An 11,887-nucleotide genomic window follows, 5' to 3' on the forward strand; every position below is an offset into this window, starting at 1 on the left:
TTGCGCGCACCGATGGACGCGCGGCGCTGCAGGTGCAAAGTAGCAATTGGCGAAAGTTCCGCACAACCCGATTGCCGCCGAAGGATGACACTCCTGACATTCCGCTTCGCGCCAAGCCCGAATGGCGAACTGCATCTCGGCCATGCCTATTCGGCGCTGCTCAATCAGAAATTGGCGAAGGCGACGGGCGGGCGCCTGTTGCTGCGCATCGAGGACATCGACACGACGCGCTGCACGCCGGAATTCGAAGCCGGCATTATTCGCGACCTGAAATGGCTCGGGCTTGGCTGGGAAGAACCGGTACGCCGCCAGTCCGAGCATTTCGCGGACTATCAGGCGGTGCTCGATCGGCTGATCGACGAAGAGCTCGTCTACCCGGCCTTCATGAGCCGTGGCGAAATCCGCGCCTTCATTGCCGACAGCGAAGGACGCGGGCGCGACTGGCCGCGCGACCCGGACGGCGTGCCGTTCTATCCCGCCCTCGACAAGGCGTTGCCGACCAGGGAACGCAAGCGACGGATTGCCGAGAATGCGCCATTCGCCTGGCGGCTGGACGTCGATGTCGCAATGGCGCGCGTCGGCGCGGACCTGTCATGGGTGGAATTTTCGGATGAGAGGCTTTCCGCAACACACGCCGTAGAAGCCCGCCCGCAGGACTGGGGCGACGTGATCGTCGCGCGCCGCGATATTCCGACCAGCTATCATCTCGCCGTCGTCGTCGACGACGCGTTGCAAGACATCAGTCACGTGGTGCGCGGCCAGGACCTCTATTGCGCCACCGGCGTGCAGCGCCTGCTTCAGGCAGTACTTGGCTTGCCGCAGCCAAGCTACTTCCACCATCGTCTCATCCTCGGCCCCGACGGACGAAAACTGTCGAAGAGCGCCAGGGATACCGGCCTTGCCGCCTTGCGCGAGGCCGGCGTGTCGCCCGACGACGTCAGGCGGCTGATTGGGTTCTAGATCACGTTTGGTCTTGAAACTCTCACTGACCCAGCGCGCCTCTTCAAATCGGATGAGCCTATGGATCAACCGTTTCGTTTTGCTTGCCAGGTTGAACCACATTACAGCAGGCGCGACAGTCGACCTTCACCGGATTCACGGGCGGCCTCCAGAAAATGCACAGCGTCAAGCGGTTCATCCCCGCCTCCTTTGTCGTCCTGTGGGCGACCGGCTTCATTGGCGCTCGCTATGCCATGCCGTGGGCCGAGCCTTTCACCTTCCTGGCCGTGCGCTTCGTTCTGGCGGCCGTCCTCTTGGCCGTCTTGATGATGGCGCTTGGCTCCAGGCGGGCGACGCGCACGGAAGCGCTCCATGCGACCGGCGCCGGCATCCTGATGCATGGCGTCTATCTCGGCGGCGTGTTCTGGGCCATTCACCGGGGCATGCCGGCCGGGCTTTCGGCGTTGATCGTCGGGCTGCAGCCGCTGATCACGGCGGTGATGGCGGGCAGGTTTCTCGGCGAGGCCATCCTGCCACGCCATTGGGCCGGCCTCACTGTCGGACTTGCCGGCGTGGTCATCGTGCTCTGGCCGAAGCTCGGAGCGCTTGGCGGCGGCGTGACGGCCGAGACGCTGGCCGCCTCGCTCGTCTCGGTGCTTGGCATGAGCGCCGGCACGATCTGGCAGAAGCGCTTCGCCTCCGGTGGCGACCTCGTGGCGGCCACCATGTGGCAATATGTTGGCGGCGCGTCGCTGATGGTCCTGGCCTCGCTGGCTTTCGAGACGCGAACGGTCGTCGTCAATGGCGAGCTGATCTTTGCCATGGCATGGCTGGTGCTGGTGCTGTCGATCGGCGCCATCTTCCTCTTGATGGTGATGATCCGCGACGGCGAGATGTCGAAGGTCGCGTCGCTGTTCTATCTGGTCCCCGCCGTCACCGCCGTCATCGCCTGGCTATTGTTCGGCGAACAGTTGAACCTGGTCCAGATCGTCGGCATGGCGATCGCGACGCTCGGCGTCGGGCTGGCAACCGCTCAGCCGACAAAAGCAGGATCCCGAAAAGTGGGACCCGGTTTTCGGAAAGATCATGCTTAAGCACGAATCTCAGCCAACTCGCGCGCGTGCCTCCAGATAGCGGCTGATCGCGGCATTGAGCTCGCCACCGAGGATGAAGATCGCCGAGACGATGTAGAGGAAGACGACTGCGATCATGATCGAGGCAAGGCCGGCATAGGTCGTCACATAGGACGAAAAACGGTCGAGATAGGCGGCGAAGATGGTCGACCCGATGAGCCAGGCAATCAGCGTGAAGATGATGCCAGGTATGATCGAGACGAACCGGCGGTTGCCCGCCGGCAGCCAAAAATGCACCGCGAACAGCCCACCGACGATGACGACGGAGGCGATGATGTACCGCCACAGCGTGATCGTGCCCATATAGGGTTCTATCCATTCGAAATTGGCTACGGCCAGCCGGCCCAGCAGTGGCGCGAAGACCAGCAGCACGCTGATCGCCAGAAAGCCTGCGGTGGCGATCAGGACGAAGGCGATGCTCTGCACCCGGCGGTAGATGATGCCGCGCGTCTCGGAAACCCGGTAGGCGCGGTTGAGCGAGGTGCGCAGCGCCTCGATGCCGTTGGAGGCGAAGAAGCCGGCGAGCAGCACGCCATAGGTCAACAGGTCGGTGCGCTGGACGGTGAGCACGTTGAGCACTTCACGCGCGATCGGCTTGGCGATCTGCTCGGGCCAGGTGTCGAAGACGAGATGCACGGCGGTGTCGGCGAAAGCCTGTGCGCCAAGGAAGCTGGCCAGTGTCGTGGCAAAAATCAGAAAGGGGAAAAGCGCCATCAGCGCCGTGATCGCCAGATGGCTGGCCATTGCCCAGCCATCGTCCGCATTGAAATGGCCAAGCGCATCGTAGAGCACGCGTTTGACGGCTACGATCGTCCGCAACAAGAACCGCGTTCCTTCGATTGTCTCGACGCCGCGAATATGGGAAGGGATTGCGGCAAATGACAAGCCTAAGTCAAACCGCTTCTGCTCCGGCGAAGGAATTGCGCACCATCATCGTCACCGGCGCCTCTTCCGGGATAGGCGCCTATTGCGCCCGGGCGCTGAAGGCGGAAGGCTGGCGGGTGTTCGCGACGGCGCGCCAGCCCGCCGATATCGCTGCCCTCGAAGCCGATGGCATCGAGGCCTTCTATCTTGACTACCGCCAAGCCGGTTCCATCGAGACGCTGGTGGCGTCGGTGCTGGAACGGACGGGCGGACGGCTCGATGCCCTGTTCAACAACGGCGCTTATGCACAGCCAGGCGCCGTCGAGGACCTGCCGGTCGCGGCACTCAGGGAGCAGTTCGAGGCGAATGTCTTCGGCTGGCACGACCTCACCCGCCGTATCGTGCCGGTGATGCGCCGTCAGGGCCATGGCCGCCTCGTCCATTGCTCCTCGATCCTCGGCCTGGCGCCGCTGCGCTTTCGCGGCGCCTATTCGGCGTCGAAGCACGCGATCGAGGGGCTGATGCTGTGCATGCATCAGGAACTCGAAGGCAGCAGCATCCATGTCTCGCTGATCGAACCGGGGCCGGTGAGATCGAAGATCGCCAGCAACGGCCTTGAGTGGTTCCTCAGGAATATCGACCATGAGAATTCCGTCCATCGCCTTGCCTACGAGGCGCAGCTGGAACGGCTGCGGGCCGGCGGCAGCACCTCACGGCTGAAGCCCGGGCCGGAGGTGGTTCATGCGGCCTTGCGCCATGCGCTTCTGTCGCGGCGCCCGCGCCCGCACTATGTGGTAACGGTGCCGGCCAGGATCGGCGTGATCCTCAAACGCATTCTGCCGGCAGCGATGCTCTACCGCCTGCTTGCCAAACGCGCCTGAACGCAACCGACTGGAAACACACTATGGCAACCGTCTTCAACATCCTCGCTGTCCTCGTCATGGTCGCCGTGGTGATCGTGCTGATCCGCGGCCTCATCAACATGATGCGCGGCGGCTCCGGCATGACTTCCAACAAGCTGATGCAGACGCGTGTCCTGCTGCAGTTCGTGGCGTTAGTGCTGATCATGCTGGCGGTGTATTTCACCCGCAAGTGACGAGGGTGGCGATTTCGGGAGGCAGAGCGTGGTCAAGCTCAACAAGATCTACACCCGCACCGGCGACGACGGCACCACCGGCCTTGGCACCGGCGAACGGCGGCTGAAATCCGATCTGCGCGTCGACGCCTATGGCACGGTCGACGAGGCCAATGCCTGCATCGGCATGGCCCGCATCCACACTGCGGCAACACATCCGGCAATCGACGCGATGCTTGGCCGCATCCAGAACGATCTTTTCGACCTCGGCGCCGATCTGGCCGTGCCGGACGACGGCAAGCCGCTCGGCTATGAGCCGCTGCGTATCGTGGCCTCGCAGACCGACCGCGTCGAAAGGGACATCGACCTGCTCAACAAGGACCTGCAGCCGCTCAAATCCTTCGTGCTCAACGGCGGCACGCCGGCCGCCGCCGCCCTTCACCTCGCCCGCACGGTGGCACGGCGGGCTGAGCGCGTCATGGTGGCGCTGGCGCAAGACCCAAACGAGCCCCTCAACCGCGAGGCGATAAGATACATCAACCGCGTATCGGACTTTCTGTTCGTCGCCGCACGCGCCGTCAATGACAATGGAAACGCCGACGTGCTATGGGTTCCCGGCAAGAACCGCTGAATTTTGCCGAAAGCGGCAAGGGCCAGGTCAGAACCTCATGTTCATCCCGCTTTACGACACCAACCGGTTGCGCCACATCAAGCAGCAATATGTGACGATCGGCCTGATCGCGTTCAACACGCTCATCTACTTCGCCACCGCGCTTGGCGGCGAGCAGTTCTCCAACGCCGCTGTGCTGGGCCTCGGCTTCATCCCGTCGGTCGTCCACGACAGCGTGGAACTGGCTCCGCAGTTCGTCGTGATCCCGGAGAGCCTGAGCTACATCACCTATTCCTTCCTGCATGCGGATATCTTCCACCTCGGCGGCAACATGCTGTTCCTCTGGGTGTTCGGCGACAATGTCGAGGACGCGCTCGGCCATATCCGCTTTTTCGTCTTCTACCTGCTTTGCGCCATCGCCGGTGCCTTCTTCCAGGGTCTGGTCGCGTGGGATTCGCAGGTTCCGCTGATCGGCGCCTCAGGTGCCATCGCCGGCGTGGTCGCCGCCTATCTGATCCTCTATCCCAGGGTGAAAGTATGGGTGCTGGCCTTTGCCCGCATTCCGCTGCGCATTCCGGCCTATATCCCGCTCATCCTGTGGATCCTCTTCCAGATCGTGATGTTCGCCGCAGGTGGCGAGGATCAGGTTTCCTGGGCCTGCCATGTCGGCGGCATCATCGCCGGAGCCGTGCTGGTGCTCATCTTGCGCAACCGCGGCGTACCTCTGCTTGCCGGCGCTGACGGGGAGCCCGCGGCGGCAGCCGGCCAGACGCCGGTTCCTGCCGGCCCGGTCGCCAGCGAACCGCCTGCCGCGCAGCCGGCGCCGCGCTGGGGCCGCGCCTCGGCTCCGGACTGAACCGATTTGAGTAGCTAGTGGATATTGACGTGCGGGTTTGCCGCAACTACGGAAGCGTTTCCGCCACCGCCTAGGCGGTTGAAGAACAGAATTCCGTCCGGAATGTCGGCTTTCGACAACTCTGAAGAGGCGCACGCTGTTATAGCGCGCCCAACTATCTCAGGAGAGGTGACAGGCAAATGAAGATCCTTGTGCCCGTGAAGCGGGTTGTGGATGCGAACGTCAAGGTTCGTGTGAAGGCTGACGGTTCAGCGGTGGAGCTCGCCAACGTCAAGATGGCGATGAACCCGTTCGACGAGATCGCGGTCGAAGAAGCGATCCGGCTGAAGGAGGCCGGCAAAGCGGAAGAGATCATCGTTGTCTCGATCGGCCCGCAGCAGGCGCAGGAGACCTTGCGCACCGCGCTCGCCATGGGCGCCGACCGCGCCATCCTGGTCAAGACCGACGAGCAGACCGAGCCGCTCGGCGTCGCCAAGGTGCTGAAGGGCGTCGTCGAGGCGGAACAGCCCGGCCTCGTCATTCTCGGCAAGCAGGCGATCGACGACGATTCCAACCAGACCGGCCAGATGCTGGCCGCACTTCTGGGCTGGGCGCAGGGCACCTTCGCCTCCAAGGTGGTGCTCGACGGCGACAAGGCCAAGGTGACGCGCGAGGTCGACGGCGGCCTGCAGACGGTGGAGCTGAAGATGCCGGCGATTGTCACCGCGGATCTTCGCCTCAACCAGCCGCGCTATGCCTCGCTGCCCAACATCATGAAGGCCAAGAAGAAGCCTCTCGACGAGAAGAGCCCTGCCGACTACGGCGCCGACGTCAAGCCGCGGCTGAAGGTGATCAAGACCGAGGAGCCGGGTGGCCGCAAGGCAGGCGTCAAGGTCAAGAGCGTCGCCGAACTGATCGACAAGCTCAAGAACGAAGCCGGCGTGCTCTAAGCGATCGGGAAAGGAACAAGAAAATGACTATTCTCCTCATCGCGGAACACGACAACGCCACCCTTTCCGAGCAGACCGCCAAGGCGCTTTCGGCAGCGCTGCAGATCGGTTCGGACGTGCATGTGCTGGTTGCCGGCAAGGGCGCCAAGGGCGCGGCCGATGCCGCCGCCAAGCTCAAGGGCGTGGGCAAGGTGCTGCTCGCCGAAGCCGACGAACTGACCGAGCGGCTCGCCGAACCGCTGGCCGCACTCGTCGTCGGCATAGCCGGCGCCTATGACACGATCATCGCGCCGGCGACCTCGTCGGGCAAGAATGTCGCGCCGCGCGTGGCAGCCCTGCTCGACACCGCGCAAGTGTCCGAGATCATCGAGGTTGTCTCGCCAGACACCTTCAAACGGCCGATCTATGCCGGCAACGCCATCCAGACGGTGCAGTCGAGCGACGCCAAGAAAGTTATCACGGTGCGCACCGCCTCCTTCCAGGCGGCACCCGAAGGCGGTTCCGCTCCGGTCGAAACCGTCAATGCGGCGGCCAATCCCGGCCTGTCGAGCTTCGTCGAGAACAAGCTTTCCGAGACCGACCGTCCGGAGCTGACTTCGGCCAAGATCATCATCTCGGGAGGCCGCGCGCTGGGCTCTTCGGAGAAATTCCAGGAAGTCATCCTGCCGATCGCCGACAAGCTCGGCGCCGCCGTCGGCGCCTCTCGCGCCGCCGTCGATGCCGGCTATGCGCCGAACGACTGGCAGGTCGGCCAGACCGGCAAGGTGGTGGCGCCCGATCTCTACATCGCCGTCGGCATCTCAGGCGCCATCCAGCACCTCGCCGGCATGAAGGATTCGAAGGTCATCGTCGCCATCAACAAGGACGAGGAAGCGCCGATCTTCCAGGTCGCCGATTACGGCCTCGTCGGCGACCTCTTCGTCATCCTGCCGGAACTGCAAAAGGCGCTTTGACGCTTTCTGCTGAAGCGTATTAAATTGTGAGAGGCGGGGTAGACGAAGTCGCCCCGCCCTTTTAGTTTGCACCGCACAAAAAGCAGGCTGCAAAGGCCTTTTGACGGGATCGGTGTAATGAGCAAGATCGAGACGATCGGCATCATCGGGGCGGGCCAGATGGGCGGCGGTATCGCCCATGTTTCCGCGCTTTCAGGTTACAAGGTGCTGGTCTACGACATCTCGCCCGACCGCATCGAAAAGGGCATCGCCACGATCAGCGGCAACATGGCCCGCCAGGTCGGCTCCGGCAAACTCGAGGAAAAGCTGCGCAACCAGGCGATGGCGCGCATTTCGGCGGCGCCCACCATGGCCGACCTTGCGGGTGCCGATCTGGTGATCGAAGCAGCGACCGAGGACGAGACGGTCAAGCGCAAGATCTACGCCCAGCTGTGCCCGCAGCTCAATCCCGAAGCCATCCTGGCGACGAACACCTCGTCGATCTCGATCACGCGTCTCGCCGCGCAGACCGACAGGCCGGAGCGTTTCATCGGCATCCACTTTATGAATCCGGTTCCTGTGATGAAGCTGGTCGAACTGGTGCGCGGCATCGCCACCGAGGACCAGACCTTCGAAGCGGCAAAGGCCTATGTGAACCATCTCGACAAGACGATCACGGTCTCGGAGGATTTTCCGGCCTTCATCGTCAACCGCATCCTGCTGCCGATGATCAACGAGGCGATCTACACGCTGTATGAAGGTGTCGGCTCGGTCGACGCGATCGACACCGCCATGAGGCTCGGCGCCAACCATCCGATGGGACCGCTGCAGCTTGCCGATTTCATCGGGCTGGACACCTGCCTGTCGATCATGCAGGTGCTGCATGACGGCTTGTCGGATTCGAAATACCGCCCCTGCCCGCTGCTGGTGAAATATGTCGAGGCCGGCTGGCTCGGCCGCAAGACCGGGCGCGGCTTCTACGATTATCGCGGCGAGCATCCCGTTCCGACGCGCTGACCGGCGATACGAGCCAACCGACATCGCGCGCGGTCGCGCTGAGTGAACACCATGCGGCTGTTCTGTCGACAGCTTCGTGGCCGCGGATCGTAGACCGCATCGGGGCCGGAAGCGGACTGTCGGCTTCGGAGGTCGCAAAGCGAATAGCGGTCATCCAGCCATTTAGACCAACGTTGAGTTCGACCAAGCAGACGCGCACTCCCCGACAGAGATGCGGCTGGTTGTTGCTCAGCGATCATGTTTGCCGTTCGATCAACAAAATTGGTTCGGCCTTGGAATTCGGACTCACAGACTGACGGCGTTTGCGGTCGCACCGGGCTGTGGGCGACGGACATCCTCAAGCCGGCAGAACACGCGCTCGATTGCGTTCTGATCGATCTCGCTCACGTCTCGTCCTCAGCAACGCGAAACAGAAGCCGAATATACCGCTCCAAATGAGCAAGACTTTCGCGCGCCAGCTCCGCGTCATTCCCTGCTTTAGCAAGGACGAATCCTCCTTGGATAACAGTCTGCGTGTATCGAGCCAGACTTTCGGCAGTCCAATCATCCGTAACACCGCGCTCACGGCGGGCCAGTTCAATGTCGGCCTCTAGCGTCGATGCATGATCGAACATGCTGGCTCCGCACGCATCGCGGATGCTGGGGAAGGTCATGTAGGTCTCTTGAGCCATCGTTCCGACCAGACAGCTGGACTCCGCCAGATCCTCCGTGATGATCGCTTTGCGAAATGCGACATAGGCAAGCACCCGCTCCAACGCATCGGGAGGGTGATGATAGGGAGCCGCGGCGAAAAAGTCCGAGGTGGTCCTGGCCCAAAATTCCGCAGCTGCAACTCCCAGGGCTTCCTTGCTACCGAAGCTGTGGAAGAACGCCCCCTTGGTTACCTCAGCCGCCCTGCAAAGATCATCAATGCTGGCCGAGGCGAAGCCTTTGGCGCGGATGGTGTCCCTTGCAGCTTCCAGGAGCCGGGTTCGGGCATCACCGCGCTCGGGAGCATGTTTGGTTGGCCTAGACATGCGAATATTCATACCTTACGGTTGGTATGTGTCAACAGTAGAGCGCGCGTAGCTCTCGAAAACACGGAACCCGATATGAATTTATATGACGACGACCTTACCCAGTTTGCCGAGCATGGAGCCGCCCTTCTCCCCGCCCCCGATCGCGAGGATCGCGTGGAGCATGACGGAGCCCTGATCTGGTATGCATCATTTGGCAGCGGTCCTCCCGTCATCCTGTTGCACGGCGGACTCGGCCACAGCGGCAATTGGGGATATCAGGTGCCGGCCTTGGTAGCGGCGGGCCACCGCGTCGTGACGATCGACAGTCGCGGGCACGGCCGCAGCACCCGCGATGACAGGCCATATTCCTATGAACTCATGGCTTCTGACGTCGTGGCTGTGATGGACCACCTTTCCCTCGACAAGGCTGCCTTCGTCGGCTGGAGTGACGGTGCCTGCGTCGCTCTGGTACTTGCCTCCAAGGCACCAGCACGCGTGGCAGGCGTCTTCTTTTTTGCCTGCAACATGGATCCTGGTGGCACAATGCAGATCGAACCGAGTCCGCTTCTCGATCGCTGCTTCAGTCGCCACAGGAAAGACTACGCCATGCTCTCCGCCACGCCAGCCGACTTCGACCAGTTCGTCAGCGCGGTGGGGCTGATGATGCGAACCCAGCCGAACTATACCAAAGAGGACCTTGGCGCCATCGAGGTGCCTGTCACCGTCGCACTCGGCGAGCATGACGAATTCATCAAGCGAGAGCATGCCAACTACCTGGCCGACGCTATTCCGGGGGCCGCATTAATCATTTTGCCCGGCGTTAGTCACTTTGCGCCGCTACAGCGTCCGGACGAATTCAACGCGACGGTCCTTGCCTTCATAGCCAAGGTATCGATCTCGGTTCGGACCGATGACCAGTAGCTGGCGGTCGCGGCGACGCAGCCGGCTGCGAGGAGTCAATGATGACGACGTACGGAGAACCAGATGAGCGAGACGAACCGTAAGCGCCGATTGCTGGGGAGCTGCTTATGCCAAACAGTCTGCTATCAGGTCACCGACGCGTTCATCTTCGCAGCGTGTGGGTGTCGCCTTCGGGTCAAGGGCGTGAATTCGGCACGGCCGAACGAACTTCCGCAATGGGTCGAACCAGGTCGTTCAGAAATGAATGAGTTTTGACGTTGGAGCATCACGGTCTCCGATCGCGGGCCGCCGCTACCAGCGCACGAAAAGCCGCCCGCCGAGCGCGCCGAGCACGGTAAGGATGGCAATCGCGATCGTATACCAGGTGGCGACGAAAAGCGGCGAGTCGTCGAAGCAGTGCGCGGCATAGAAAGTTGCCGCCAGCCCGCCGGCGAGCAGGCCCGCCAGCGTTCCGGCAAGGACCGGCCGCGTTGGCGCGCCATAGCGCAGCACCGCTAGGAAGATCGCCAGCGGACCGATGCCGATCAGCGGAATGAAGGTCAGGCAGATAACCAGATTGCTGCCGATCAGACGCGTGCCCCACTCCGTCGACGGCACGGCGAAGAGTTCCAGCACCACGGCCCCAGCCACCATCAGCGGTGCGGCAATCATCCAGGCCGCCGCCCTGCTCGTCGATGCACCCGGTATCGACAAGGCGCGGACTAAGGCGAAGGCGCTGGCGGCTAGGGCAATCGTGAAGACGAATTTGGCGAGGAAACGCATCGTATGCATGGCGGTCGCGATGTCGGCGCGTGGGCCGATCGCCAGCCAGAAGACCGCCGCCGCGATGACGGTAGCCGCCCCGGCGGCCACCCACCAGGCCAAACCCAGCGGCATCGCCATGCTGCGGGCATCGGCGTCAAGCGCCTTGATGAGATCGTCGGTCCTCATGTCATTCCTGCCCGAATCGTTTGGCCCCGAACCGCTTGGCAATGGCGGCAAGCCCGCGATGAAGCGACACGCGCACCGCCGTCTCGCTGATGCCGAATTTCGCTGCCGTTTCGCCGATGGAGCGGCCTTCGACCGATATGGCCGATACCACGGAACGCTGCGCCGGCGGCAGGCCATCCAGGGCCCGGTTGATGTCGCGCTCGCTGACCGTCTCCGCTTCCGGTTCGGCGAGGGTCTCGGCGATGCCGTCGATCTCGATCTCGATGCGCCGCCCGCGCCGCCGGAAGGCATCGATCAGCTTGAAGCGCGCGATGGCGTAGATCCAGGGCAACACAGCCAAGTCCTGGCGCCAGGTATGCCGCTTCACATGAATGGCCAGCAAGGTTTCCTGCACGACATCCTCGGGGTCGACCCCGCCCTGCACGATCTTGCGCCGGGCGAAGCCGCGAACGAGAGCAGCCGTCTGGTGCAGAAAGTCGGCGTAAGCCCTTTCATCTCCCGCGATTGCGGCCCGCATCAGCCGGGAAAGCTCGGCCTCGTCCTTGCCGGTCACAAGAGTTCACTCCCCGATATTCGCACTCGGCGCTGGTTTGTTACGTGGCCGACGAAATAATGTCCAAGCCAAACTACGGGAAATACGAAAGTTTGCACCCCTGGGCGACCGATTGAAGCAGCTCACGAAT

General features: G+C 62.8%; 14 protein-coding genes. 10 read left to right on the forward strand and 4 right to left on the reverse strand.

All coding sequences use genetic code 11. The features are described 5' to 3' along the window. Positions 1-84 precede the first annotated feature (84 nt). Positions 85-960, forward strand: coding sequence for a tRNA glutamyl-Q(34) synthetase GluQRS (gene gluQRS / locus EJ066_RS03520; protein WP_126034947.1), 876 nt, complete (start codon positions 85-87; stop codon positions 958-960). Positions 961-1,115: 155 nt separating this feature from the next. Beyond that, entirely contained in the window at positions 1,116-2,033 is a 918-nt protein-coding gene (locus tag EJ066_RS03525) for a DMT family transporter (protein ID WP_126034949.1), read from the forward strand. 9 nt (positions 2,034-2,042) lie between these two features. On the opposite strand, the gene EJ066_RS03530 is transcribed toward EJ066_RS03525, so the two are convergent. After that, positions 2,043-2,894 (reverse strand): YihY/virulence factor BrkB family protein, encoded by an 852-nt coding sequence (locus EJ066_RS03530; protein ID WP_126034951.1) that lies wholly within the window; start codon positions 2,892-2,894, stop codon positions 2,043-2,045. A 56-nt stretch (positions 2,895-2,950) separates the two neighbouring features. On the opposite strand from EJ066_RS03530, the gene EJ066_RS03535 reads away from it, so the two are divergent. The 7 genes from EJ066_RS03535 to EJ066_RS03565 all read left to right on the forward strand — a co-directional run bounded on the left by EJ066_RS03535 (position 2,951) and on the right by EJ066_RS03565 (position 8,355). Beyond that, positions 2,951-3,817: an SDR family oxidoreductase gene (locus EJ066_RS03535; protein ID WP_126034953.1), complete on the forward strand. Its 867-nt coding sequence runs from the start codon at positions 2,951-2,953 to the stop codon at positions 3,815-3,817. A 23-nt stretch (positions 3,818-3,840) separates the two neighbouring features. Next, a complete protein-coding gene (locus EJ066_RS03540; protein WP_023797244.1) occupies positions 3,841-4,032 on the forward strand; it encodes a twin transmembrane helix small protein in 192 nt (63 codons plus the stop codon). Between the two features lie 28 nt (positions 4,033-4,060). Further along, positions 4,061-4,642, forward strand: coding sequence for a cob(I)yrinic acid a,c-diamide adenosyltransferase (locus tag EJ066_RS03545; RefSeq protein WP_126034955.1), 582 nt, complete (start codon positions 4,061-4,063; stop codon positions 4,640-4,642). A 37-nt stretch (positions 4,643-4,679) separates the two neighbouring features. Next, complete coding sequence (locus EJ066_RS03550) at positions 4,680-5,477, forward strand: rhomboid family intramembrane serine protease (protein ID WP_126034957.1); 798 nt, start codon at positions 4,680-4,682, stop codon at positions 5,475-5,477. A 179-nt stretch (positions 5,478-5,656) separates the two neighbouring features. Next, positions 5,657-6,406 (forward strand): electron transfer flavoprotein subunit beta/FixA family protein, encoded by a 750-nt coding sequence (locus tag EJ066_RS03555; RefSeq protein WP_126034959.1) that lies wholly within the window; start codon positions 5,657-5,659, stop codon positions 6,404-6,406. 23 nt (positions 6,407-6,429) lie between these two features. After that, entirely contained in the window at positions 6,430-7,359 is a 930-nt protein-coding gene (locus tag EJ066_RS03560; RefSeq protein WP_126034961.1) for an electron transfer flavoprotein subunit alpha/FixB family protein, read from the forward strand. Between the two features lie 117 nt (positions 7,360-7,476). Further along, on the forward strand, positions 7,477-8,355 hold the full coding sequence (locus tag EJ066_RS03565; protein WP_126034962.1) for a 3-hydroxybutyryl-CoA dehydrogenase: 879 nt from the start codon (positions 7,477-7,479) through the stop codon (positions 8,353-8,355). Positions 8,356-8,738: 383 nt separating this feature from the next. On the opposite strand, the gene EJ066_RS03570 is transcribed toward EJ066_RS03565, so the two are convergent. Next, positions 8,739-9,371, reverse strand: coding sequence for a TetR/AcrR family transcriptional regulator (locus EJ066_RS03570; RefSeq protein ID WP_126034963.1), 633 nt, complete (start codon positions 9,369-9,371; stop codon positions 8,739-8,741). 75 nt (positions 9,372-9,446) lie between these two features. Between EJ066_RS03570 and EJ066_RS03575 the strand changes: the two genes are divergently transcribed. Next, a complete protein-coding gene (locus EJ066_RS03575) occupies positions 9,447-10,274 on the forward strand; it encodes an alpha/beta hydrolase (protein WP_126034965.1) in 828 nt (275 codons plus the stop codon). 291 nt (positions 10,275-10,565) lie between these two features. Here the strand turns inward: EJ066_RS03575 and EJ066_RS03585 are convergent, their stop codons facing one another. After that, positions 10,566-11,204, reverse strand: a complete 639-nt coding sequence (locus EJ066_RS03585; protein ID WP_126034966.1) for an NrsF family protein — start codon at positions 11,202-11,204, stop codon at positions 10,566-10,568. Between the two features lies 1 nt (position 11,205). Next, complete coding sequence (locus tag EJ066_RS03590; protein ID WP_126034968.1) at positions 11,206-11,757, reverse strand: sigma-70 family RNA polymerase sigma factor; 552 nt, start codon at positions 11,755-11,757, stop codon at positions 11,206-11,208. Positions 11,758-11,887: the final 130 nt, after the last annotated feature.

The organism is Mesorhizobium sp. M9A.F.Ca.ET.002.03.1.2, from assembly GCF_003952365.1.
Taxonomy (GTDB): Bacteria; Pseudomonadota; Alphaproteobacteria; order Rhizobiales; family Rhizobiaceae; genus Mesorhizobium.

Excerpts from the sequence above, each read along its gene's own strand:
- EJ066_RS03555 (WP_126034959.1), top strand. The coding sequence starts at position 5,657 with ATGAAGATCCTTGTGCCCGTGAAGCGGGTTGTGGATGCGAACGTCAAG.
- EJ066_RS03540 (WP_023797244.1), top strand. The coding sequence starts at position 3,841 with ATGGCAACCGTCTTCAACATCCTCGCTGTCCTCGTCATGGTCGCCGTG.
- EJ066_RS03560 (WP_126034961.1), top strand. The coding sequence starts at position 6,430 with ATGACTATTCTCCTCATCGCGGAACACGACAACGCCACCCTTTCCGAG.
- EJ066_RS03575 (WP_126034965.1), top strand. The coding sequence starts at position 9,447 with ATGAATTTATATGACGACGACCTTACCCAGTTTGCCGAGCATGGAGCC.
- EJ066_RS03525 (WP_126034949.1), top strand. The coding sequence starts at position 1,116 with ATGCACAGCGTCAAGCGGTTCATCCCCGCCTCCTTTGTCGTCCTGTGG.
- EJ066_RS03565 (WP_126034962.1), top strand. The coding sequence starts at position 7,477 with ATGAGCAAGATCGAGACGATCGGCATCATCGGGGCGGGCCAGATGGGC.
- gluQRS (WP_126034947.1), top strand. The coding sequence starts at position 85 with ATGACACTCCTGACATTCCGCTTCGCGCCAAGCCCGAATGGCGAACTG.
- EJ066_RS03585 (WP_126034966.1), bottom strand. The coding sequence starts at position 11,204 with ATGAGGACCGACGATCTCATCAAGGCGCTTGACGCCGATGCCCGCAGC.
- EJ066_RS03570 (WP_126034963.1), bottom strand. The coding sequence starts at position 9,371 with ATGTCTAGGCCAACCAAACATGCTCCCGAGCGCGGTGATGCCCGAACC.
- EJ066_RS03535 (WP_126034953.1), top strand. The coding sequence starts at position 2,951 with ATGACAAGCCTAAGTCAAACCGCTTCTGCTCCGGCGAAGGAATTGCGC.
- EJ066_RS03550 (WP_126034957.1), top strand. The coding sequence starts at position 4,680 with ATGTTCATCCCGCTTTACGACACCAACCGGTTGCGCCACATCAAGCAG.